We start from the raw sequence: 24,910 nt of genomic DNA on the forward strand, positions 1-24,910 counted from the left end.
GGGTGACAACTGTATCCCCATACTCCTTGGCATTGGTATAGGCTGTCCCTTTGAGCTTATCGGAACCCTTCAGCGTGGAAATCGCTGAGAGGATACTCTCAAAGCCAGTCGTGTAGTTATCGGCTAGGGTCGCCACAGAACTCGCTTGGGTATCAGAGCTTCCCAGTACCATCTTTACCATAGTCTTTCTCCTTACTTTGTTTTTTATGATAAGCAGCTAGTGCGGCTTAGTTAAAGGCCTCTGGATCGGCTTGGGTATTGCCTGCCGAACCTGTCCCAGAACCTGACGTGCCATTGGCACTAGACGCATTAGAGCGATTGCTGTCGGCTACTGAGGAATCCCAGCCCGTCATCCCTGAGATGCTTTGAGCAACTTGCGCATCATAAGCTTTCTTTTTATGAAACTACTGAATGTTGTTCGCGATAATGGCTGCACCTTCCTGTGTTACAGACTGCCAGCACTTTTTGTGGGGATCCTTGACATACTTCCTCGTTGTAGAAGAATGAAAAGATAATACCGATGATTCCTCCGCTGGCATTTGTATCTAAAAGAACAGCCATAAAGTCAACAGCCAATATCGTGTTCTGAACATTATCCCAAACCACTTCCAGTCTGCTCTAAAGAGCAGCAACAGTTTTATTGGTCTGGGGGCATACGATTTACTTTCAGGTGGGGTCCCTATTACTTTATCTCACTAGAATCAAGTTTCAATTTTTTATAACCTGATTCTTTTATCAGTTCGTCATATTGGTCAGCAAAAATTTGTTCATGCGAATTAGTATAGCCAAAATAAATGACGTCTGCAATATCTTCATGGTTAAAGAAGATATACTCATTATCATCTCCCATCCCTTCTGGATATGGGACAGCAGCATAGTCAAAATAGCCGATCTCGCCATTATCATCATAAAGAGAGGCACGGCTGATAATCATCAAAGGGATTTCTCCTGTTTCAGTCAGTACGACCGTACCAATCGGTAAAATGTGTTCTGGTTTATTCATAATTATTTTCCTTTCGTTTGACGAATAAGTTTAATGTAAATAAGGTGTTTTAAGATAACATTCCATAAAAAATTTGGAAGCAAAGAAACAAAAATACTCGTTACAAGAAGGGTCGCTAAAGGCCCATAATCTGCTTCTGTAAACTCCCTTGGATGTAAGTACACATAGTATGAAAAAGGAATACACAGTAAAGCAATGCTAAACGACAAATAGGTTGTTAAATAAGGAATTTTAGTACTGCTTCCTGATATATTTTTCCTAATTGCAAAATCAAACATCGTCTTGAAATATTCATGCTGTCTTTCGATAGGGGGCTCATCATCCGCTAAAGGATCACGCATCCTTATAGCCAGCATCAGAGCTTCAAAGGCAAGAAATAAAATCACTCCAAGAATAATTGGCGCATATTTATCAACCTTACCTGACACATCCGTATCAAAAAGATTGAACTGTCTCACCAGCATCAATATTCCAGCTACTACAAAAGGAGACAAAGAAGCGGAAAACATCAGTAACGTTGATGTCAATGACTTTTGCTTTTTAATGGTTTTATTAGTCGCTTTTCGCCAAGTCACCTTCCCAGTCCACACATCATATTCAGCTGAAAAACCATCGCCATTCAGCTCTTTTCCAATTCCGTTATCTACCGGAAACAATAGGGTTCTCATTAACATTACCATGGCCAACTCCATCCTGATTTTTTAGGTTTGACATTTTTATCTAGACTCTCATTAACTTTACTGCCAATCCAGCTGCCTGCCATTCCTCCTAAGACACTCCCAGCAACTGAACCGATAGCTGCTCCTACTCCTGGAATAGGGATTATAGCTTGTCCAACGGCCGCGCCAGCTACACGGCCTACATTACTTCCAACAGCAGAAGCTGCTGTATCAACCGCTACCTTACGGGTAGCCAGTGCTGCCGTCTGCTCATTACTGTATCCCTTTTTCTTATAATCTTGAATGGCATCCTTGGCATCAAAAGCCGTACCTAACCATCCAGCTACCTTTAATCCTTTTCCCGCTGCTTTACCAACTTTGCCAAGTCTAGAAACAAGCTTATTCTCTTTCATCATCTTTAGGTCTCTGTTTAGGCGACCATGTTCATAAGAAGGTAATTTAGAAGTAATTTTTTTAAGAGTCTTACTCTTTTTCAAATATTTTCCAACATATTTGACATCCTCAATTCGAGCACCACCTTTTGAAAAAGTTCTAGCCTTAAACATCTCATCAGTCCATTCGTCTTTATGTTTCAGCCAATACCTGAAAGAAGATGAAATATAGGCAGCATTTTTCGACGTCTTAGTGAATTTTTTAAAGTCCTTAACTTTATCTAATTTTTCCTTATTCTCATCTGAAAGGACTCCATTTACGATAAAGTTATAGGCGTCTTCATAGCTCATTCCAGCCTGTTTAGAAAGCTCTTTAGCAGAGTTTTTAGTTTCAACTTCAGCTTGTTTAGCATCGGATGCTTTCGTCACAGATTTGTCAATTTCCAATCCTGGGTGCTTCTTCTTGTAAGCTTCAACTGCCTTAGCTTCTTCTTCAGAAAGCTCCTCACCCTTCTTGGCTTTGGCGACAGCGGATTGGTAGTTCTGGTACTGCTTGAACTCCTTGTTGATGTTCTTCGCCCACTTGAGCTGACCCTTACTCGGCATAGTGAAGCTCCCGTTGAACCCGGCAATCCCTTGGTTTAATAGCGTTAAGCCTGAGCTGACATCAGCCTCAAGTCCGGCTATATCACTAAAGAAACCTGACGATGCTGCGTCATAAGCATTGATCTTATCCAGCTTCTTTTGACGCTTGTCCCGCTCCGCTGTATCGCTTTTTACAGCGTTCTCTGCGGTTGTCCTATTGGGATCGTCAGACGCCATCCCTTCCAAAAGCGAATTGTTGGTATTGATCGTGGTATTCAAGGCTTCGATCTCCGCTGACAACACTTCCGTGTCATCCGATAACTCATCCTCGCCCACATCTGAGCGGTACCTATCCGGCAACATCTGCGTATCGGTCTTAGCCGCTTCGGCTAAAAGAATCATCCCTTTAGCCAAGGGAGTGACAACCGTATCTCCATACTCCTTGGCATTGGTATAGGCTGTCCCCTTGAGTTTATCGGAACCCTTCAGCGTGGAAATCGCTGAGAGGATACTCTCAAAGCCAGTCGTGTAGTTATCGGCTAGCGTCGCCACGGAACTGGCTTGGGTATCTGAACTCCCCAAGACCATTTTTACCATAGTCTTTCTCCTTACTTTGTTTTTTTATGATAAGCAGCTAGTACGGCTTAGTTAAAGGCCTCTGGATCGGCTTGGGTATTGCCTGTCGATCCAGTTCCAGAACCTGACGTGCCATTGGCACTAGACGCATTAGAGCGATTGCTGTCGGCTACTGAGGAATCCCAGCCCGTCATCCCTGAGATGCTTTGAGCAACTTGCGCATCATTAGCTTGGAAGTTGCTGTCAATTTGAGTGATACAAGACCCAAAACCTTCTACTGCTCCGGCGGTTTGATTGGCATAGTTGGATAAACTATCTATCAAGGGAGACGCATTATTAACGTTACCGGTGATGGTCGTATCCCCATCTTTAGTCGCATTGGCGAAACCTAAAACTGTACTAGATCCAGTCGAAAGCGCTGTCGCTGCCGCACTCGCCTGTGCAGAATCTGATTGAATTTTTCCCATTCTTAATCCTCCTGTGGGGGTAATCTCGGCTATTATTTTGTCCAATTAACTGAAACAGGTTAATTGGACTCAGAATAACTTGGACAGTTGGCTGAGTGCTTACTGCTTTTTAGACTCAAACAAGTCATTATAGACCTTTCTCAAGCCAGTCAGCTCTTCGTCAAGAGATTCTTGAGTTTGTTGGTAAGTTTTCATACGCTTATCAGTCTCCTCTTGAACCTGCAGGCGCAGATGCATCTGCCGCTGCATAATATCCGAAAAGAGATTGGTATCGGCTTGGGGTAAATCATAATAATGGAGCTGGCGCAATTGGGATTGGGCGGCATCAAAATTTTCATCGTTCTTGGCCTGCTGCTTCCTCAAATCAGCTTTCTTATCCTCGTAGGCCTCAATGTTAAGCCGCAGCTGAAACATCTGATCTTCCAGTTCTATAGGCGTTAATTCTTTTTCCTTTTCTTCACTCATGCCAAAGATCCTATCTAATCACGAAACTAATCAATCTTTTTTCTGGGAATTTCTAAATCGGCCTCCCATTCGCTATAGATCTCCATATAGCGTTCTTCTTCCTCATCACTATAGCCTTCAAACACTACTTTATCAATATTTTCATGTTGGAAAAATAAGACCTCTTCATTCTGCCATCCTTGAGGGTAAAGGGTTGCCATATAGTCTGTAAAAACTTGTTCGCCAGTATCTGGATCATCAAAGGTAATGCCACGCCCGATAATATGTAATTTTTGATTGCCTTCTTCTAGGTAGACGATGCTGCCAAGTGGTAATAAATTTTTCTTTGTTTGACTCATTTTTGTAATAACTCCTTATGTTTTTTTAAGTATTTTTGCCCATACCATTCTTCTATGGTTTTTCTTTCGTGAAATCTATATTGTTCTGAATATTTTAACTTGTAGTATCCTTGCAGAAGATAAGGAAGCTCAATATATAGGATAACCCATAACCCAACTAAAATTGAAAGGACAAAAGCAGCAACTATTCCCATATTTTCTAAACTATCTGATACCCCGATTGAAAAGAAACCCAGAATATACTTGATAATAACGGCCAATCCTAAAAACCCCATACCATAGGCGGCTATAGCCTTTGCGATTTTATTCCTGAGGCTATCTTGATTGGATTTACCATACAATATTTTACGAATACTAGCAGGTGTTGTATAAATCATAAAACCCGATAGCAATAAAATGACAAGTACCAATACAGTATTAGTAAACCAATTGATGTTAGTGGAGGCTATTTCTATGCCAATTAAACTCACTTCGATCAATAATATAATTAGATAGACGACGACATGAAAATGATAGCGATAAGGGAGGATAAAATTCTGTTTTAGTCGTTTGCCTAGCAAGATCAAGATAAACCATATACCTAACAGACCTAGATAAACTTCCCATGTCAAGAGACGAAAGGCAGAAGGGTTTACAAGAATTTCATCATCACCACTATGTAACGCTATTGACGCTCCAACCAATAATGCACCAAAACCAATTGGAAGAAAAAGGGTCAGAAGTATACTTATCAATCGAAATTTTATAGTTGCTTTTCCATCGACTAAATTTTTAGAGGCTTTGTCATGCTGCTTTTTTTGTAAATTCGCCAGACCATCCTTGAAAAGGTTTTTACTCTCCTCAAAGGAGGCTTTAAATATTGATTTCTTCATAATTACTTTGTCCTTATCCAAATCCGAACGCTTTACCAAGACCACCAACGGCATTTGATACGGTATTCTTTACATTATTAACTGCTTTACCAGCGGCCTTAACTCCTGATTTAACCGTAGCTTTTGCCTTTTCATAACCTCTCATCGCTCCTTTTTCAAGCCAATCGGTTACACCAGTTTTATTTAAGCCCCAAAGTACTGTTCCAACAGCCAGTCCAACAGCTGCTCCTACTCCAGTACCAGCACCCGGAATAACAGAACCAATTGAAGCACCAATGGTTGCTCCTTCAAGTGGGCCAACGCTTTTAACAGCTGAAAAGGTTCCTTTTATGGCAGCTCGACCAACATCATGAGATTTCTGATATTCTTTAACAGCTCCAGAGGCACCAGCATAGCCGACTTCTAAATAGGTCAAAACTGTTGCTCCTTTTCCAAGTGCTTTCAGACCATATTTTGCAAGAGGTTTAATAGGCTTTATGAGTTTTCCGACTTTTTCAGCACCTTTTATATACTTACCTGCACCTGTTATTAACGGTTTAGTAGCCTTGGCAACCTGGGAAGCCCAATTACTATTCTTAATCCACTCACCTGCTCCTTTAACAGCTTGACTATATTTTCTTACACCCTTACTGATAGCCCAAAATAGTTTGCCATCCTTATAATCTTTTAGTGCCATGAAGCCAGGTGAGGCTATAAGCGCTTTAGCTAAGGCTTTGGGAGTGGCTCCCTTAATCGTTTTTAGATACTTCAAAATATCATTGTCAGAAAATATCTTGCCGACGTCATACATCTGTTGTAATGTTCTGAGTACTGCGGGAGCTTGCTGCTCAGCAATCTCATCATCTACATTTCTATTGGGATGTTTTTCTTGAAATGTTGCAATTGCCTTGGCTTCTTGTTCAGATAAGTCTTCACCTTTTGCAGCCTTAGCAACTGCCGATTGGTAGTCTTGATACTGTTTGAAGTCTTTGTTAATAGAATCAGCCCACTTAAGCTGTCCTTTACTTGGCAACTGGAACGTTCCGTTAAAACCGGCAACACCTGATTGTAAAAGAGATAAGCCCGAACTGATATTAGCTTCAAGTCCGGCAATATCACTAAAGAAACCCGATGAAGCTGCGTCATAAGCATTGATCTTATCCAGCTTCTTTTGACGCTTGTCCCGCTCCGCTGTATCGTTTTTTACGGCATTTTCTGTCATTGATTTATTGGGATCGTCAGACTCCATTCCTTCTAGGAGAGAATTGTTGGTATTGATTGTGGCATTTAGGGCCTCAATCTCAGCTGACAAAACCTCCGTGTCGTCAGATAACTCATCCTCGCCCACATCTGAACGGTAGCGATCTGGTAATAATTTTGTGTCAGCTTTAGCCGCATCAGCTAAAAGAATCATTCCCTGTGCCAGTGGTGTCACAACCGAGTTTGTATAACTTTTAATATTTTTATAGGCTGATCCACTAAGTTTATCAGACTTTCCCAGAGTATCGACTGCAGATATAATGTTATTAAATGCTGTACTGTAATTACTAGCTAGTGTCGCCACAGAACTCGCTTGGGTATCTGAACTCCCCAAAACCATTTTCACCATAATCTTTCTCCTTACTTTTCTTTTTTATGATAAGCAGCCAGCTTATCTTTCTTTGCGGGCTGTTGCGTCTCTCAAATGGCTAAGCCCATAACCCTGTATTGAAGGCTCCTTAATTAAAAGCCTCTGGATCGGCTTGGGTATTGCCTGTCGATCCAGTTCCAGAACCTGACGTGCCATTGGCACTAGACGCATTAGAGCGATTGCTGTCGGCTACTGAGGAATCCCAGCCCGTCATCCCTGAGATGCTTTGAGCAACTTGCGCATCATTAGCTTGGAAGTTGCTGTCAATTTGAGTGATACAAGACCCAAAACCTTCTACTGCTCCGGCGGTTTGATTGGCATAGTTGGATAAACTATCTATCAAGGGAGACGCATTATTAACGTTACCGGTGATGGTCGTATCCCCATCTTTAGTCGCATTGGCGAAACCTAAAACTGTACTAGATCCAGTCGAAAGCGCTGTCGCTGCCGCACTCGCCTGTGCAGAATCTGATTGAATTTTTCCCATTCTTAATCCTCCTGTGGGGGTAATCTCGGCTATTATTTTGTCCAATTAACTGAAACAGGTTAATTGGACTCAGAATAACTTGGACAGTTGGCTGAGTGCTTACTGCTTTTTAGACTCAAACAAGTCATTATAGACCTTTCTCAAGCCAGTCAGCTCTTCGTCAAGAGATTCTTGAGTTTGTTGGTAAGTTTTCATACGCTTATCAGTCTCCTCTTGAACCTGCAGGCGCAGATGCATCTGCCGCTGCATAATATCCGAAAAGAGATTGGTATCGGCTTGGGGTAAATCATAATAATGGAGCTGGCGCAATTGGGATTGGGCGGCATCAAAATTTTCATCGTTCTTGGCCTGCTGCTTCCTCAAATCAGCTTTCTTATCCTCGTAGGCCTCAATGTTAAGCCGCAGCTGAAACATCTGATCTTCCAGTTCTATAGGCGTTAATTCTTTTTCCTTTTCTTCACTCATGCCAAAGATCCTATCTAATCACGAAACTAATCAATCTTTTTTCTGGGAATTTCTAAATCGGCCTCCCATTCGCTATAGATCTCCATATAGCGTTCTTCTTCCTCATCACTATAGCCTTCAAACACTACTTTATCAATATTTTCATGTTGGAAAAATAAGACCTCTTCATTCTGCCATCCTTGAGGGTAAAGGGTTGCCATATAGTCTGTAAAAACTTGTTCGCCAGTATCTGGATCATCAAAGGTAATGCCACGCCCGATAATATGTAATTTTTGATTGCCTTCTTCTAGGTAGACGATGCTGCCAAGTGGTAATAAATTTTTCTTTGTTTGACTCATTTTTGTAATAACTCCTTATGTTTTTTTAAGTATTTTTGCCCATACCATTCTTCCAAACTTTTACCTTCCCACTCGCGGTATTGTTCGGGATATTTCCATTTGTAATAAGCTTCCAAAAAGAAGGGAAATTCCATAAAGATAAGTATAGCAATCAATGCGATATTTAAAATAATCCATGTTAGTAAAAGTCCAAAACCTGTCATAGAAGTTGATAGCTTTACAGAAACTCCCTTCAAAATAATATTAATAATAACACCTAAGCCCAAGATCCCCATCCCATAAACAGCAATTTTATTAGCAATTTTATCAATTAGTCTAGGGGCGCTGACATCTCCATATATCAATTTTCTAAGGCTCTTAATTTCAAAGGTAAACATTAAATAAAACAAAATGCTAATGCAAGTAAAAATAGATATGATTCCCCATATCGATAGTGTCGGTAAAGACACAGTGATAGCTAATAAGTTAAATTCCATCATGAACCATATCAAAAATGTCATAATGTGAAAACGATAACGATAAGGCAAAATGTAAGTTCGTCTAAAAAATTTTCCAATCAGTACTAGCAACAACCAAATTAATAGGCCTAGTAAGTAAACCTCAACTGTTAGTAGTGGTTGTTTAAAAATAGGTAGAGTCAAATCCTTTGGATCAGAATCTTGTAAAGATATCGAGAAGACAAGAAACATGAAATTTATCCCTATTGGAAATAAAAGACTCAAGATAATAGTCTGAACAGCAAACCCAAAAGAAGGTTTCCCTTTTCTAAATGCTTTACCAAGTTTATTGTAATAATCTTTTTTTTGGAACTGTAAAAATCCATCATCCTGTAGGTTTAAGCTTTCCTCAAAACTAGCTTTGAAAAGTGATTGATTACACATAACTATCACCCAAATCCTAGAGCCTTACCAATGCCACCTATTCCTTTAGAAACTGCATTGGCAGCTCCCGAAATGGCTTTACCAGCTTTATTAGCAATATCCTTTGTCCCCTTAACAGGATTATCAAAGAACTTTGGCTCAATCATTTTGATCCCTTGGATTGCAGCTCCAATACCGGCTCCAATAACTGCACCTGGAACACCACCTACGGCAGCTCCTAGTGTCGCTCCTTCTAACGGGCCAACACTAGATACCGCAGAAAGTGCCCCTTTCCCAACTGCTTTACCAACATCACCAGTTTTTTGGTACTCTGCAATACCACTGGAGATACCTGTAATTCCAAGTTCTGCAACGGTCAACACAGTCCCTGTCTTACCACCAAGTTTAACTGCCTTCCCTAAAATTCCGGATAACTTTTCACCCTTAGATAAACCCTTAGTCACAAAATTTTCTAAAGTCTTAATATTTGTTACTTTTTCTAGTCCCCATTTAGCAGCTGATTTTAGAGGGCTAGCAGCCTTTTCTAAATAATTAAAGCCGTTGGAGATTTTTTCACCAAATTTCCCCATACTTTCGTATTTAGATAAGCCGTTAAGAACAGCTGTCACAAACTTATCCCCTTTGGCTCCTGTTTTCTCAACAGCTGCTAAAATTTCCCAAAAACCATCAGACTTAAGGACTGCTTTAGTGAAATTTTTAGGAAGCAGCGCCATAGCTTGACTGAGTCTCTTAGCTTCATCGCTCCCCATTATCCCTACAAATTGCTCATAAAGGCTCTTCTGATTTTCATGTTGTTGTTTAGCTGTCTCAACGGCATCATCTACCTTGATATTGGGATGATTCTTTTTATAGACTTCAATTGCTTTTTTATCTTTATCACTCAGTTCCTCACCGTTGCCAATCTTTTCTAAAGCCGCTTGGTAAGCCTCCCGCTCATCCCACTGAGAATTAATCGTCTTGGTCCACTCTAGGTCCTTCTTACTCGGCATAGTGAAGCTCCCGTTGAACCCAGCAATCCCTTGGTTTAATAGCGTTAAGCCTGAGCTGACATCAGCCTCAAGTCCGGCTATATCGCTAAAGAAACCGGACGAAGCTGCATCATAAGCATTGATCTTATCCAGCTTCTTTTGACGCTTGTCCCGCTCCGCTGTATCACTGTTCACCGCATTCTCTGTGGTTGTCCTATTGGGATCGTCAGACGCCATCCCTTCTAGGAGGGAATTGTTGGTATTGATTGTAGTATTCAAGGCTTCGATCTCCGCTGACAACACTTCCGTATCATCGGATAATTCATCCTCGCCCACATCTTAACGGTACCTATCCGGCAACATCTGCGTATCGGTCTTCGCCGCCTCGGCTAAGAGAATCATCCCTTTAGCCAAGGGGGTGACAACCGTATCCCCATACTCCTTGGCATTGGTATAGGCTGTCCCTTTGAGCTTATCGGAACCCTTCAGCGTGGAAATCGCTGAGAGGATACTCTCAAAGCCAGTCGTGTAGTTATCGGCTAGTGTCGCCACAGAACTCGCTTGGGTATCTGAACTCCCCAAAACCATTTTCACCATAATTTATTCTCCTTTCCATTTTTAATTATAGGCATCAGGATCTGCCTGCACAGACTGAGAAGCTGAGCTACTAGTATTGGCTTTTGTCGCATTTGAACGATTTGTCTCAGAGACAGAGAGATCCCAATCCATTAATCCATATACGGCATCTGCTACCTGTGCATCATTAGCTTGAAAGTTATCATCAATTTTAGAAATACTGCTACTGACAGATTCAATTTCAGCGGCGATTTGATTAGCATAGTTAGATAAACTATCAATCAAGGGGGAGGCGTTATTTACATTACCAGTTATAGTCGTGTTGCCATCCTTAGTTGCTGCGCTAAATCCTAGTACTGCAGAAGTTCCAGTAGAAAATGCTGTCGCGGCCGCACTTGCCTGGGCAGAATCTGATTGAATTTTTCCCATTCTTAATCCTCCTGTGGTTGGGTAATTTTGATTAGTTGCTCGTGTCTGCCATTGTGGAGATAAACCATATCTATTGGCGGGTAAGGTTCTTTGTTGTTATAAGTCTTCGGTAAAAAGGTTTGGTCTATCAGGCGCATTCCTACAAGAAAGTGGCTGGCATTCATACGGTAGTATTTAGCGCGAGCATCAATATTGTAAAGCAGATAACTTGGCGCCCCGCCTGCTAGGAGATACATGTGAACCCTAGCTCCTCTCTCAAAGATCATCTGAAGCTGATCTAAGGTCATCTGACTCTGAGACAAGAAGCTTTCAAAGTCAGGGATAATGCCAAACCAGTCCTTGTAAGTCTCGCCTGGTATCTCACGACGTTCAATCTCTAGGATTAATTGAGCGAGACGTTTCTCCATATCCGATGCTTCTGAAACGTAGGTTCTGACCTTATTTGAAAGGTGACCGTACTGATCCAGACTATCGTATAACATCACCGAACTATCAGGTATCATCGTTGTTACAGAGACAAGGTGCTGAGTGATATTGTGGATATGGTTGATGTCATCGGAAACATAAGCAATGTGCTTAAGGTCAGATAGGGGCAGAGCGACAGTATCTACCTTATCAGCACTGAGTCCCATTGGGAGTTGCTCTTTTTCTAAAGCGAGGGCAACATCTTGACGTGCACGATAGTCTGCTAGAGGCAACACCTCTGGAACCAGAGGGATAGATTCAGGACGTGAACCACTCCAAGCCTCATCAAGCGCTTTAACTTGCTTTTGGAGGGCCGACAGTACTTCCTGATTGGTTCGCCCTGTAGCAGGCAGAGCCGCTTGGAAAATCTCTGGTTTTTCTACTTTAAGAAGCCCTCGTCCAGGAATAGTATCCAAAGTATAGGTATGATGTCCGACAAAGGTTCGAGATTCACTGACATCTGTTAATTTTAAAACAAGGCGTTCACGCATTGTTACCATCATCCCTCCTCTGAGAGACGACATACGACCAGCTGTCATAATGACTGTAATCCCAATAGCGCCACCATCACGTGCCAGCATTTGAATCGTTCGATCAATATCTTCATAATGAGGATCATCCTTGGCACCATCATAATTGTCAAAAACAATAAGCACCTGTGGATAAACATGTCCCATTTCACGGTACATATTACTATTAGCTGCGCCTTGTTTTTTTAAGAAAGCTTTTCGCTCGGCAACTAACTCTTCCATACGTACCACAAACTTGCTAATTTTTTCGTCATCATCAGCGGTAATAAGGTCTGCCACATGCGGTAAATTTCTAAGTGGCAGAAGGCCGTTCGTTCCAAAATCCAGAAGGTAAAAATGGATTTCTTCAGGAGTATGGTGAGTTGCTAAAGACATAGTCAAAGTCTGTAAGAAGGTAGATTTTCCCATACCCGGCTGGGACAGCAGCAGGAGATTTCCTTGTGATACAGGATTATAAACCGCTACCCTTTGTGCCTGCTCATCTGGAATATCTACAATACCAAGGAAAGCATCATAAGCAGAATGTAGTTCCTCGTGCAAATCTTCCAAATAAATTCGTTCTTTTAGTGGGGGGAGCCATGGCTGAGATAGCTGAGCAATCTTCCTTTCCTGAGTCAACCGCTGGATATGGTTAACTACAACCTCCAGTTCTGTCGGAACTTCACGAATGTCAGTGGCTTCATCTAGGCCAGAAAGATCCTGATTAAGCGCCTCGTACTGCCCTAACTCATTGATGACGGAAACCGTATGATCTTCTATACCCTGATCTTCCTTATCGGGCTGGTAATCCGCCCCTGACCAGGCACTTTGGAAGAGCTCATAGACTTCGTTGTTGCCGACCTGCAAGTAAGCCCGGCCGGCTTGGTTAATAGTGGCTGCATCCGGCGTGTGCAACATCTCCTGTGAGTCCGCCTTGTCCGCCACTTTAAGGGCGATCCGAAAGTTGGAATTGGACCAAATTTGATCGTTAACAACCCCAGCTGGTTTTTGTGTCGCTAGAATCAAGTTGACACCCAAAGAACGCCCGATCCGAGCCGTTGACACCAACTCAGTGATAAAGTCTGGCTGCTCGTTCTTGAGCTCCGCAAACTCATCGCTGATGATAATCAGATGGGGCAAGGGTTCGGAGACTTCTCCTTGCTTATACTTTTTCTGATAAGCGTGGATATGGTTGACTCCCGCATCAGCAAAGAGGCGCTGGCGGCGTTTGTTTTCCGCTTCAATAGAAGCCATCGCCCGTTTCGACTGATTGCCATCCAAGTTGGTAATGGTCCCTAGGACGTGGGGCAGGTCTTTAAAGAGATTGGCCATACCCCCACCCTTATAGTCAATCAAGAGAAAGGCTACATCGTGTGGGTGGAAGTTGACAGCCAGCGATAGGATATAAGACTGAATCAGCTCTGACTTCCCAGAACCGGTCGTTCCAGCGATTAAGCCGTGCGGCCCGTGCGCCCGCTCATGCAAGTCTAGATTAACATAATCCTCAGATCCGCGTAAACCCAGAGAAACCGCCATAGACTGGTGGGGTGAGTGCGACTGCCAGCGTTCAAAAATCCCCAATTCCTCCACTCTATCAACTTGGTACATCTCAAGGAAAGTAACAGCATCTGGAATAGCTGATTTAAGCGTTTTTAGATGTTTTAGAGGGGCTAAACGGCGAGTGATTTGTTCCTTATCATAATCTTTTGGAAAATGATCCAAAGCGAATTCATGATTCTTGAGTTCGCCTTCTTCCATGATTAACTCACCAGTGGTCTGGTCTTTGAGCCTGATAACGGTTTGGACATTTTCAGACAGGGAACGCATGATATCCTGTACAAAAATGAGACTGCACCCCAAGTCTGTCGGATCTCCGGCGAAGAACTCCATGATAACATGGTCCGTAATCAGGGTATCGTCTGTCACCAGCACCACATAGTGGGGCAGGTGGATCAACTCTTGATTGGATCCAGCTTCCTTCTGCTTGAGCTGACGCTGTCTTAAGGTCTCCATCAAACGGTTGAGGATTTGATCACGGGTGCGCTCATTGTAGATAAAGCCACGAACGTTAACGTCCTGCAGGGTCGCATGGGGCAGCCAGCGCAGCCACTGCCACTGATCTTTTTCAGCCTCAGGTATGATGGTGATGAACTGAACATCATGATAAGAGTGAAAGACAGCCAGCTGGTGAACAAGGAGTTGGAGCTGCTCCAATACAAGTGAGCGCTCACCGACGTAACCGACTGGACCGTTCTTGAGATTGGCCAGCACTGGCATATCATCTAGCTTTTTATGAGACTCATAGAGGGCAAAGCCTTCCATTTCCAGAGGATCTTTAACACCTGAGCGCTCCTGTTGGGAGTACTCTAATCGGTAGCTGGTCGGCACTTCTCCTAGCCCTAAGCGGTAGTAGAGAAAATCAAAGTCTTGGGGGGTCTTTTCATAAATACGGTGAGAGTACTCTTGAGCCAACTGGTCGAGTTGAACCAAGTCAGGATAGTGATAAAACTGGCCGAAACGCTGTTCCTGTGCCAGCTCCGTCAGTTGAATGGACTTATCAGCGAGGTAGGCATGATAGGCCGAGATCCGATCGGCCAAGCTCTGCTTATATTCCCGCTTGTTACGAAAATAGTTCTGAACAGAGAAAATAGCGGTTACGATACTCATAGCCACTGACATAAGGATATATAGTCCTCTAGGCTGAAAGACTGAGATCAGGATAACCACCCCGATCATGACTAGGGGAGGAACCAACATCCTAAGCAGTTCATTACGAGGCTTATTGGGCTCTTGTGGCGGTGCATTGACCGTCATCCTGTCTTCATTGGAGCGGTAGACCAGACGCGGCGAGCGGTGGTAGTCTGGATAGTCTTCATAGTAATGGTAAGCTGAAACAGCTACCTCAAGTAAAGTTACATTTTTAACAGCACCTGATACCCAGATTTCCTTGGGAAAGACCTTAAGCAGGCTGTTGCCAAAGGCCAATTCTGCCCCGAAAGGAAGCTTTTGATTTTGGGAGGTAAGATGATTATTGAGGTAGACGGGCGCTCCGAGATTCTGAAGCTGCCAGCTGCCATCCTCAGCCTTGGTTAGCAGCAAGCTAATGACCTGACTTCCCGGCAGGAGATCGCTCCCAGCTAGGGTTCCGACAACGACACGGGACAGGCCATCGATGCTGTAACGACGCTGATTATCAGGATTGGGATAAACAACAAAATCCCCTATGCGAACGGCGGTGCCGAGGGGAGCTTCTTTTTCTTTAGTTTGATAGATCAAACCATCATCAGTCTGCGAAATGCTAAGGTGATCATTGAGACGCAGGGCGCCTTTTTTAGGGACCGTCAAGACCTGACGGTAGGTATCACGAAGTACAATGATATCCATGGTCTTTTTAGCTTTCCTTTTCTTTTCATAGGATAGAAGGGGACAAGCCTCTAGCCCGCCTTCCCTTACTAGTTATTTTTGCTTAAATCTACTTCTCTGACGCAGAGCCAGAGCTAGCTGACGTGGTGGCGGTACCATCATCATCCTTGCCTGATAAGGCATCTTTACGGTCTTCCCAGTACTGGTCGTATTCAGACTGCAGGCGAGAGAGCTTTTCATCGCGTTTCTTACCAGACAGATGGCTGTCCTTACGGGTTGCCGTAATCTGCTCAGCTAGGGCGTAGAGGATTAAATCTACATCATCCAAACGCTTAGCCGTATCAACGGCATCACCATGATCGCCGCGACCGATCTGGATCCAGTAATCCAGATAGAGTTCATCTGATTTGAGGGTGATATTATTCATGACAACCTCACGCTGGTCAGCGTTAAAGTCCAGCCCTTGGATGTAGGCATAGGCCAGTTCGTATTTCTGTGTGTAAGGAATCTTGTCCAGCTTGACCCGCTCCATATCATCAATCAAGCCGGTATAATCTTCCTTGAGAAAAGACTTATCAGCTTGCAGCATCTTAGCCTGAAAAGGGCTTTGGAAAAAGACCAGATAGACTAGAGGGATACTGAGCAGGATGGCAAGAGCTGCCAGCCATATCGTTGTGTACTTATAAACAGCGAAGCGACGCTTAGAAACCAAGCTTTGTGTTTTGGTTTCTTCAGCGACCTTCTCCTGATAAAGGGTGTGCAGATAAGCTTCTAGATCTACTAAGGTCTGAGCAGCGCGGACAGGCTCCAAAAAGGCTGGCAGTTTGAGTACTTCCAAGCTGCCATCGTAAAGGCTGGAGAACTCTTCTCTGGTAAAGAGGCTGACGATAAGAGCCTTAGCCTGCCTCAAAAAATCTTCGGATGTGAAACTTACCGGCACCATAACTCCCAGAAGACTACGATAAGCTAATTTTAGGGTTAAATCTTTGGTAATAAAGAGATTAGTAGGATGGAGAATCAAGCCGAAAGGATAGCCGGTTACCTGACTAAGCTCAAGAATATTGAGCGAAAAACGCAGCTGCTCTGACATGGGTAATGTTTGGATCTCTCCAAAGGTGCGGCCTAAGGTTGGTACCGCATAAGTCAGGGTCACCACTTCCTCATCAACCTGATAAGTTTGCGGCAGCAGCTGGGGAGCTGGGGGCGCTAAAAGATCCAGCTGTTCTGGGGCAGCCAGATTGATCATAGAGCGCTTGAGCGTCAACTGCCAAGTACTCTGTTCTTTAATAAGTGTAAATTCTTGTCCTAAAAAGTGAAATTGCTCTTCCATGCTTTAAAGCTCCTCTAAACGCAGATAATCTCCAGTGGTAATCGGATAATCGGACAGATAAGTGGCTTCCGATAAAACTAAACCTTTATTGATCACCAGAAGTTGGGGGGAGGTGATCATTTTGGGCAATTGGTAAATCTGTCTTAATTCTTCATATAGTTGTTTAACCGTTAGGCGACGAGGGATTCTGAGATCCACTTGTCGCTTGCCTAAATCAATCGTCACGTTAATCGCCTGCATGTGTTGATTCCTCTTCTTGTCTAGTACGGCGGGCCATAAACCAGCTTATGGTTCCTGCCGCTCCTAGGGTCACTAACATGACCCCACTATACAATAGGACCGCTGTCATATTCCAGCGGTCTTCATCTTGTCCGGCTCTAATATCCAGCGTATGAGTAACACTAGCCTGAAAGAGCGGTGTCTGACTCTGCTTGCGACTGGTTCTCACAGCCTTTGTTGTTTGAAAGAGCTGGCGCTGCTGACCAGAAAGGGCTGCCTTGCCGTCTTTGCGCGCATCCAGCTTCTGTGTTTCCTCTGGATTGAAGAGCTTCCTGACCTGCTTGGACTGCTGCCCTAGGGTCTCATTTTGATCCTGCGCCACTCGGTTGGTCTGAAACTGCAAACGGTTATCTCTTACTGTTATTCCTGAAACTCTCAGTGAAAAGAGGAAACAGCCCAGGATAAGAGCCAGTGCTAAATATCTTTTGAAGCGGCGCTGCTTTAATACCGTTTGAACTAGCGACCGCATTTTCACCAAAGCAAGCATCACAACCTCCTTATGTCTTTAATATCTATTTTTCTGCTAGGCTTTCTCTGACACCTCTTGAGGCCGCCCCTCCCATGGGAAGCGTACCAGCATATTCAAGGTAATGACTGCCACAACAGCTAAAAGCAGGAGAACAATCAATTTGCCGTCAGCTGTGATATGGTCAACATAGGCCGCCAAGGTCTTCTCCATCAGCGATAGGAAGTTCCAGCGTTTGAGCTGACGCATCCAGCCAGTCAAACCAACGCTGGCACCAAGAGCATTGGAGAAGTATACAAAGCTGACTAAGTTGTAGAGCACTAAGCCCATTCCCAGTGAGCGCAGATGCTTGAGTACAAAATACTGACCGTGCAGCAGTACCAAGCTAAAGAGCACAAAGATTAGAATCCAAGAAGGCACCAAATCCCGGTCCAGAGCCATAGATCTAGCTGAGGCAATCCCCAGAGCCATCCCTTCAATTAGAGCTAGGGCGCTCAAGGTACCGACATTGAGCGGATCTGTATCCGCAAATAGCCCTTTAGCAAACTGATTCTTCACACGTCCAATAAGATCCTGCGTGGCAAAGAGATAAGCACTAAATAAACTAATAACAGCCAACAGTAAGATCCAAGTAAAAGGCTTCGCAGTCGTCACACGAGATTTGTAGGAGCTTGAGCGCGAGACAACCGGACTGGATAGAAATTCCAAGAGGGCTTCATTCGGAACCCCGTTATCGTAAGCATTATCTAAGACATCCTTAAAAGATTTGACAAAATCATTAGTCTCGGATAACTCTTGATTAAACTTCGTCATCAAGACCTTGGCATCCGCAGACAGCTTCTTACCGTCATCTTGGGCCTTTTGCGCTGCCTTATTGAAGGAATCAAAAGTCTTGGAGACAGAGGAAGCTGCCTTGGCATTGGACTGGGCAGAGGACTTGAGGGCTTGGGATTGCGAGATCAGTTTAGCCAGCTTTTTCGATAAATCGGATGACTTATCTGAACGCTCCTTGGCTGCTTTCTCATCGACCTTACCGGCACCGCCTTTTTGAAGCTCCTTTAGGAGGCTTACTGTTTCACTAATATCTGCCTCAACTTGATCATTAGTAGAGATGATTGTTCCTAACTTGTCCTTTAAAGTCTGGCGACTTTCTTTCAGGGTTTTCAATGCTTGATCAACTTCTACATCAGACGAGTACGTATGGAGAGCATTTGAAATAGCAGGTGTTAGCAAACTAACTAAGAGGTCTTCAGCACTCTGATTGAGAAAATCGTCAGCCCCTGACTGGTCAGCACCATTTGGATAGTAGGCCTTGAGAAGACTGCCCGTATGATTGTAGGCTGCCACTACGGCCTGTGCTGCCTGAGCGTAGGTTTCAACCTTTTGAGCATAGTCCTTGGCATCAATAGTCTTGCCTTCTGTTTGACTCACAGAAACACCGCCTAGTTTGACACTCACTACCCCGCTGCCTTGAGCTTCGCTGTTAGGCTTGATATTGTAGTGGAAGGTGTTATTCTGGCTGAGATCAACCGTGATTGGGGTGTCTGGACTGACAGGTTCAGTCGGAGCCCCATCCTTGGTTACATACCAAGACTCAATAGTCACCTTGTCCTTATCCCAGCTCAGGCTAGCCTGAGTCTCGGTCTTAACCTCTGTTGAGGCCTTAACATCTTCGGTATCGTAGTCACGGACTGCCTGAGCCGCACTCGCCAGCTTAGATTTGAGGCCAGCAGCATCTCCTGCACTGTAGCCATAGTTAGACGCTGATGCGGCATCAGTATATTGGGTAATCTGACTGCTGTAATCGGTATCTGTGACCCCGTTCAGATCACCGGCCACATCGGCTACCTTATCGGCTGGCAGAGCGCTCACCGACTGAGAAAGCAAGTCCTTGAGACTGGTTAAGCGGGCTTGATAGGTCTCTAAACTCTGATTTAAGCTAGAATCTTTTGCTAAAAGATCCTTAACTGTCACCTGATCAAGGGCTTTTCCATAGTATTTTTCTAGTTCTTCCCTGACCACAGCTTCAACGGGTTTGGTCTGACCGCTGTTATCATTTTTTTCCTTGACCGATTTTAATTGCGTTTCTAGTGTATCCAGCTGAGAAGAAGCTTGTTCTAAAGATTCTTGGTAGTTTTTTTCCTTGTCACCACTGTCATCAGCTTCCTTTTGGCTATCATCGATAGTTCGACGACCATCTCCTTCTGGCTGATTCTTTTCATCATCGTTATTGTTAGCCTGATCAGAGTTATCTTGTGCTTCCGGTGCAGCGCCATCGGCTCCTTCAGGCGGTACTGTCCCAAGGAGGCTGGAGACACTAGCCTGATCCCCTTCTAGTTTTTCCAAGGCCTTAGTCATGGCAGACAGCTGGTCGGAGAGTGCTTTGGAATCCATCTGCATTGTACCTTGAGTGTAGTCCTTAGCTGATATCTCTCCTTGGCTGTAGTCAGCGATCAAGCTTGCCAAAGTCGGCATCATATCTGAGGTATCAACCCCATCTTGTTCCGCCTTTTGAGCCGCCTCTGACAAAGCTTTCGAAAGACTCAAAGAAGACTGCAGGCTGCTGTTGGAGAGACCCGTCAGACTCGGAAAGACGTTTTCAAAATTAATAACCGGCTGATAGAGGGTTGCTTGGTAGGTACCGACTGTCTTGTGCTGCAGTTCAGAAACCGCTTGGGCGTTTTGCTGGGCTGTGTAAAGATTGCCCAGAACAGAAGCCATATACATGTTGACCAGCCTGCTGTTGAGGTCAGAAACAATTTTATCACCAGCTTGCTTAGCCTTGGCTTCTATCTGCTGGCTTCCCTTGGCATTAATTTTATAGGTTACGGTTGCTTTATCAACTAAAACATTGTTAATATCCAGAACTTTGGACGAAAAATTACTAGGGATATAAACCGCTAATTGGTAGCGGCCTGATTTCAAGCCTGATTCTGCTGTTGAGCGTGTCGTTACTGTCCAATTTTGGCTGTCATCTCGCTCCAGCGTTTTGATATAATCATCACCCAAGTGATAGGTTTCCTTTTTATCCGTTACATCTCTGTCTTCATTAATAACGGCGATATTTAGGCGATTAGCTTCAGCTACCGCCTTTTCTCTATGAACCCGCTGCAGCCAGAGATTCAATCCTAAAATTCCAAAAAATAAGGCAACAATAAGGACTATATTTCCAACAAGCTTCAGAGCTTTTGGCACTCTTTTTTTCACGACAGTCATTCCTTCTAATTTTTTATTTATTATGTGAGCCAGCAGTTAGTTAAGATTACTGAAAACTGCTGGCTTACATAATAAAAGCAGGGAGGGACTGGCCCTTCCTGCTCCCTTTAAACCCTTTATTTTCCGATTTGCGAGGCAATATCATTATCAGTTTCTTCAATAGTGCTAGCAACACTATTCAACTGCGTGTTGATGGATTCCAGCAATTCCGCAAACTGGCTAACTTTAGGGGACAAGTCGTTGAATTGCGTTTCAAAAGCATCAAAAGCACTACCATCCCAGTTTTCTGAGATAACAGCTTGTTCATTAGTCAGAGATGTCAAAACATCTTGGACACTTTGTGAACCTTGCGTATACTTCTGAGCTGATGTGCGCAACTCATCTGGCGTCAATTTAATTAATCCAGCCATAAATAAACCCTTCCTTTCTAATTATACTTGTACATAGTATCCTAATTTTTAAGTAATTTTTCAATAACAATTTAGTTACATGATTGTTATACTTTTGTTTCAATTGTTTAGTTAAAACTTACCTACACCCAAAAACTTTCACAGTCACACAATTTAAGTCCCTTTCAAGATTTTTACACTGATCGTAAGAATCATGGAGAAAAACCAGACCGTCCTAGCGATTAGTGCGTGTATTACACTGCTTTTCAAAACAAGAAACAAAGCTAACCATCCTATCTGGTTAGCCTTGTTAGAACCCTTAGGCATAATGTAATATCAGAATTTTGTTACTTTATTGCAACATTGCCTTAGATTTGCGATTCCTGTTTAGCAAGAAAGGCTAAACCAGCAATAACAGCAAATCCAAGAACAAAGAAGACACTGATAGCCTTAGTATTATCACCGGTTTGCGGTAACTCATTTGGCTGCCCACCAGCATTAGAAGGGGTATCTTTATCACTGCTTTCCGCCGTTGAAGGTGAACTGCTCATATTGGGGGTTTGCGGTGATGTTGGCTGCCCTGCTTCGACTGGTGTCACTGAGCTTTGAGAAGGCTTATTTGAATCTTCTGGGTCAGCAGCACCAGCATTAACTGCCGGATCTCGTCCTTGCACAGGATCAGATAGGGGACTGTTGTCACCTGCAGGGGCTGGGACAGGGGCATCCGAATTTGCTGGAGCAGTAGGCTGGGCTGGAGTCACTACGTCCGATGCTGGTGGATTTGCAACTTCTGTCTGACTATCAGGGGTGACTGCATTGATATTTGGTACAGGGATTGATTCACCTTGTGAAGGATCTTCTGCTTGACTACCAGCTTGAGGTTGATCTGTTCCTGGTACCTCAAAAGAGTCTGAGCCTTCTTGGTCAGGCAGAACCTGTGCTTGACCGTTGCCGTTAGCTTGGTCGGTCGGTTCTGCAGATTGTTCTGGGGTTACTGAGTCTCTTGTCGGATCAAGTGCTTGATCGGCTCCAGCAGGGGTATTGGTCTGACCAGACGGCTGGAACTGCTCATTTGGTGTCGGAGTCTCTGCTTGCGGCGTTTTTTCAGACTCTGGAGTTACCTCAGGATCGACTGGCGCTGTTCCTTCTGAATTTTCCGGTTGTCCTGATGGTTCAGATAGCTGCTCAGGATTGAGTTGAGTATTCGGCTGGGCGGGCTCGCTTGGAACTGCTTGCTCAGCTTGCGGAGTCCCTTCTATTTCTGGCACTGCAGGGGTAGACTCATCGACCTGTGGTTTTGGAATGGCAGGTGCAGGAGCTGTGCCGCTCTCTTCGCTGCTATTTTCAGAACCTGATGGCTGATCCAGTGTCGGATCGTCTGGTTGTGCCGGTATTTCCTTTCCTGGAGCTTGTTCCGAAGGGACTGCGAGATCTGGTTGCGGTGTTGCTTCAGGATCTACTGGCGCTGTTCCTCCTGAATTTTCCGGTTGTCCTGATGGTTCAGATGGCTGCTCAGGAACTCCTGATTCAGGTTGCATTTCTGGGGCAGGATCGCCTGGAGCTGGTACCTCTGGCGTTGGTGTTGTTCCTGTTTCTGATGAATCCGGTGTTGCTTTTTCATCATTTTCCGGCTGCGATGGTTGGCTTGGAGCCGCTTCATCAGCTTGTCCACCAGCGTTTGGTTGATCAGCCCCCGGCGCAGATGGAGCTTCACTTTGGTTCCCATTTGAGGGAACAGATGGGGCGTCCGACTGCTCGGGATTAGGATTAGCAGGCGTGTCTGCTTGATCGTTTGGCTCAGATGGCTGCACCGGTGCTTCTGGCTCCGGCTGTCCTTCTGGAGTTGGATTACTTGGCATTGGTACTACTGAGTGATCTGGCTGCGGCAGTTCAGTATTAGCTACTGTATTGTTTGCAAAGCGGACATCCTCTCCGCTGCCTGCCTCAGTCAGTTGGAAGTTAGCTTTAAAGGCTTCTGAGAATGAATTTAAAATTTTGTTATCTGCAACAGAAATATTCTTAATGCTACCGTTTTGGGCTTCAAGATCAATAGCACCGCGTGAAATGCCATACAAATCACTTGTCGTACCTGTATTTAAAAGGTAGTTATCGTGGATATTGATCCCTGTATCATTGCTGTCAAAATTATGGCCAGGAAAAACGGTGTTTAGGCGTACACCTGCTCCTGCAAAGTTATCTTTAATAATATTGTTGGCAACTTCATGGCCCTTACCGCCGAAGATTCCGACACCCCCGGCACGCCATCCCAATTCAATAGTATTGTTGAGAAACTTGTTGTTTTCAGTAGCAGGAGCATCCGTACCGCTGTGATTGCTGGACCAGGTAGCCAAGCTGTCATCACCATTACCACGAATACTTGAGTTAATAACAGATGAATTTCTTGTACCTTGTGCGAAATTCACACCGTCAGCGAGGTTATTGCGGATACGAGCGTTCTTAACGACTAAACCATCAGTATATTTAAAACCGCCTGATGTATCGTAGTCGCCGATCCACAAGCCACATTCAAAGTGTTCTAACCAGACATCATGGATAGAAGAATCCGAACCAAGGGAGCCGGCAATGGCTTTGTACTGGGCTTGTTCATTATAACGCGATGTTAAATTTGAATCCATATAAAGATCGCTCAATTCAACCTTGTTCACGTTATGGTTAAAATCGAAGCCACCACCAGAGGGTTGATCGCTGGTGAAATGGAGTTTGGTGTGCCACATACCGGCACCGGAAATCTTGATGTTTGAAGCATCAACACCAATTTTTCTAGCCAGGTCAAATTGGCCTTCTGGGATATAAACATCCCTTCCAGTTGACTTCGCTTCATTAAGGGCATCGATGAGGGCTTGGCTGTCGTCAAGGCCGTCATTAGCTACGGCACCTTTGGAGGTGATATTAATGGCGTTGGAACCCTGAGCAATTGGATCGCCTACTTGTTCCAACTCGATAAAATCAATACCATAAGCAACATTATCGGCCCTATTTTTCACAAGAGATAGCGTATCCCCTGCATTAATCTGTACACCATTTAAAAGGGTGTGCACTTCATCAAAGCGGAAACGTGCTCGTGAATTGGCTGAGGGCGAATCACTAGGAATATCGCCATCCATATACTGCCAAGCTGATTTAGACGATAGATCAAGATTGGCAACACTGTTACCGTTGACTTGGACATCTAGCTGACCAGATGCCCCATCAGGAATAGTATAGCGTACATTAATAGCATTAGCTGGATTTTGTACTTGGAACGACACTGATGAGCCCTGCTCTGGAAGTTCTACATACTTTTGATAGGAAGCTTCAACAGCAGTTGAGTCTGTGTCTGTTGAATACTCTTCCTTGGCGCCATTGGCTAGGCTAGCATTTTCTGCTTCATAAGTCGTATAGGGAACTTGTGCTCCATAGCCTGAGCTATCTGCTACATTGCTAACAGTGTTAGCCGTAGCGGATGCTTGCGGCTGTGTATTTTCTGTTTGAGGGCTCGCTGGCTCACTAACAACTTGGCCAGCTGTCGCCCGAGCATCTGGCTGAGCGACAGTTACATCTGAGACTGGTGCTGAACTCTCAGCAACTTCATCAGCACTGGCTGTCGTTGCCTGCCAGACCATACCAAATGCTGCTAAGCCCATAAGGACAGCAGCTGTTCGTTTGTAGATAGGCATAAACCCTCCTTTCCTTTCGTCCAAGAAACAATTCTTCATTGGACTGTTTTCTAAAAGTTATTATTATTTATTTCTGGATTGTCTTACGCTCAAAGATCTGAAACTT

The 24,910-nt window shown here is 44.1% G+C and carries 23 protein-coding genes and 1 pseudogene; all 24 read right to left on the reverse strand.

The genetic code is table 11. The features are described from left to right. Positions 1–181: pseudogene (locus ACVR1G_RS07395) on the reverse strand (hypothetical protein); the annotation flags it as partial. A gap of 46 nt (positions 182–227) precedes the next feature. Then, positions 228–353: a hypothetical protein gene (locus tag ACVR1G_RS07400; protein ID WP_447452545.1), complete on the reverse strand. Its 126-nt coding sequence runs from the start codon at positions 351–353 to the stop codon at positions 228–230. A gap of 329 nt (positions 354–682) precedes the next feature. Then, a complete protein-coding gene (locus ACVR1G_RS07405; RefSeq protein WP_447452546.1) occupies positions 683–1,003 on the reverse strand; it encodes a DUF4176 domain-containing protein in 321 nt (106 codons plus the stop codon). Between the two features lie 2 nt (positions 1,004–1,005). Further along, on the reverse strand, positions 1,006–1,683 hold the full coding sequence (locus ACVR1G_RS07410; RefSeq protein ID WP_447452547.1) for a hypothetical protein: 678 nt from the start codon (positions 1,681–1,683) through the stop codon (positions 1,006–1,008). Continuing rightward, positions 1,677–3,236, reverse strand: a complete 1,560-nt coding sequence (locus ACVR1G_RS07415; protein ID WP_447452548.1) for a hypothetical protein — start codon at positions 3,234–3,236, stop codon at positions 1,677–1,679. Before ACVR1G_RS07415 ends, ACVR1G_RS07410 begins: the two co-directional genes overlap by 7 nt. A 47-nt stretch (positions 3,237–3,283) precedes the next feature. After that, positions 3,284–3,682, reverse strand: coding sequence for a TIGR04197 family type VII secretion effector (locus ACVR1G_RS07420; protein WP_447452549.1), 399 nt, complete (start codon positions 3,680–3,682; stop codon positions 3,284–3,286). 99 nt (positions 3,683–3,781) lie between these two features. Further along, entirely contained in the window at positions 3,782–4,147 is a 366-nt protein-coding gene (locus ACVR1G_RS07425) for a hypothetical protein (protein ID WP_447452550.1), read from the reverse strand. Positions 4,148–4,173: 26 nt separating this feature from the next. After that, complete coding sequence (locus ACVR1G_RS07430; RefSeq protein ID WP_447452551.1) at positions 4,174–4,485, reverse strand: DUF4176 domain-containing protein; 312 nt, start codon at positions 4,483–4,485, stop codon at positions 4,174–4,176. After that, the gene (locus ACVR1G_RS07435; protein ID WP_447452552.1) at positions 4,482–5,357 is read right to left on the reverse strand and encodes a hypothetical protein; all 876 of its coding nucleotides are present in this window, start codon (positions 5,355–5,357) and stop codon (positions 4,482–4,484) included. The genes ACVR1G_RS07430 and ACVR1G_RS07435 overlap by 4 nt, the downstream gene beginning before the upstream one ends. 13 nt (positions 5,358–5,370) lie before the next feature. Then, positions 5,371–6,945 (reverse strand): LXG domain-containing protein, encoded by a 1,575-nt coding sequence (locus ACVR1G_RS07440; RefSeq protein ID WP_447452553.1) that lies wholly within the window; start codon positions 6,943–6,945, stop codon positions 5,371–5,373. A gap of 109 nt (positions 6,946–7,054) precedes the next feature. After that, the gene (locus tag ACVR1G_RS07445; protein ID WP_447452549.1) at positions 7,055–7,453 is read right to left on the reverse strand and encodes a TIGR04197 family type VII secretion effector; all 399 of its coding nucleotides are present in this window, start codon (positions 7,451–7,453) and stop codon (positions 7,055–7,057) included. A gap of 99 nt (positions 7,454–7,552) precedes the next feature. Then, positions 7,553–7,918 (reverse strand): hypothetical protein, encoded by a 366-nt coding sequence (locus ACVR1G_RS07450; protein ID WP_447452550.1) that lies wholly within the window; start codon positions 7,916–7,918, stop codon positions 7,553–7,555. A gap of 26 nt (positions 7,919–7,944) precedes the next feature. Beyond that, a complete protein-coding gene (locus ACVR1G_RS07455) occupies positions 7,945–8,256 on the reverse strand; it encodes a DUF4176 domain-containing protein (RefSeq protein ID WP_447452551.1) in 312 nt (103 codons plus the stop codon). Beyond that, a complete protein-coding gene (locus tag ACVR1G_RS07460; RefSeq protein WP_447452554.1) occupies positions 8,253–9,137 on the reverse strand; it encodes a hypothetical protein in 885 nt (294 codons plus the stop codon). The genes ACVR1G_RS07455 and ACVR1G_RS07460 overlap by 4 nt, the downstream gene beginning before the upstream one ends. Positions 9,138–9,142: 5 nt before the next feature. Then, entirely contained in the window at positions 9,143–10,441 is a 1,299-nt protein-coding gene (locus ACVR1G_RS07465) for a class I SAM-dependent methyltransferase (RefSeq protein ID WP_447452555.1), read from the reverse strand. 3 nt (positions 10,442–10,444) lie between these two features. Then, positions 10,445–10,702 carry a hypothetical protein gene (locus tag ACVR1G_RS07470; protein WP_447452556.1) on the reverse strand — a complete coding sequence of 86 codons (258 nt, stop codon included), beginning with the start codon at positions 10,700–10,702 and terminating at the stop codon, positions 10,445–10,447. Between the two features lie 21 nt (positions 10,703–10,723). Next, on the reverse strand, positions 10,724–11,110 hold the full coding sequence (locus ACVR1G_RS07475; protein WP_447452557.1) for a TIGR04197 family type VII secretion effector: 387 nt from the start codon (positions 11,108–11,110) through the stop codon (positions 10,724–10,726). A 2-nt stretch (positions 11,111–11,112) separates the two neighbouring features. Next, positions 11,113–15,468: a type VII secretion protein EssC gene (gene essC / locus ACVR1G_RS07480; protein ID WP_447452558.1), complete on the reverse strand. Its 4,356-nt coding sequence runs from the start codon at positions 15,466–15,468 to the stop codon at positions 11,113–11,115. 88 nt (positions 15,469–15,556) lie between these two features. Beyond that, on the reverse strand, positions 15,557–16,777 hold the full coding sequence (essB, locus tag ACVR1G_RS07485) for a type VII secretion protein EssB (RefSeq protein ID WP_447452559.1): 1,221 nt from the start codon (positions 16,775–16,777) through the stop codon (positions 15,557–15,559). A gap of 3 nt (positions 16,778–16,780) precedes the next feature. After that, positions 16,781–17,017 carry an EsaB/YukD family protein gene (locus ACVR1G_RS07490; protein WP_447452560.1) on the reverse strand — a complete coding sequence of 79 codons (237 nt, stop codon included), beginning with the start codon at positions 17,015–17,017 and terminating at the stop codon, positions 16,781–16,783. Continuing rightward, positions 17,004–17,543, reverse strand: a complete 540-nt coding sequence (gene essA / locus ACVR1G_RS07495) for a type VII secretion protein EssA (protein WP_447452561.1) — start codon at positions 17,541–17,543, stop codon at positions 17,004–17,006. Before essA ends, ACVR1G_RS07490 begins: the two co-directional genes overlap by 14 nt. 36 nt (positions 17,544–17,579) lie before the next feature. Next, positions 17,580–20,738 carry a type VII secretion protein EsaA gene (gene esaA / locus ACVR1G_RS07500; protein ID WP_447452562.1) on the reverse strand — a complete coding sequence of 1,053 codons (3,159 nt, stop codon included), beginning with the start codon at positions 20,736–20,738 and terminating at the stop codon, positions 17,580–17,582. A gap of 116 nt (positions 20,739–20,854) precedes the next feature. Beyond that, positions 20,855–21,148, reverse strand: a complete 294-nt coding sequence (locus tag ACVR1G_RS07505) for a WXG100 family type VII secretion target (protein ID WP_447452563.1) — start codon at positions 21,146–21,148, stop codon at positions 20,855–20,857. Positions 21,149–21,495: 347 nt separating this feature from the next. Next, positions 21,496–24,804 carry a right-handed parallel beta-helix repeat-containing protein gene (locus ACVR1G_RS07510; RefSeq protein WP_447452564.1) on the reverse strand — a complete coding sequence of 1,103 codons (3,309 nt, stop codon included), beginning with the start codon at positions 24,802–24,804 and terminating at the stop codon, positions 21,496–21,498. Positions 24,805–24,910 lie beyond the last annotated feature (106 nt).

Source organism: Streptococcus dentasini (genome assembly GCF_053206945.1).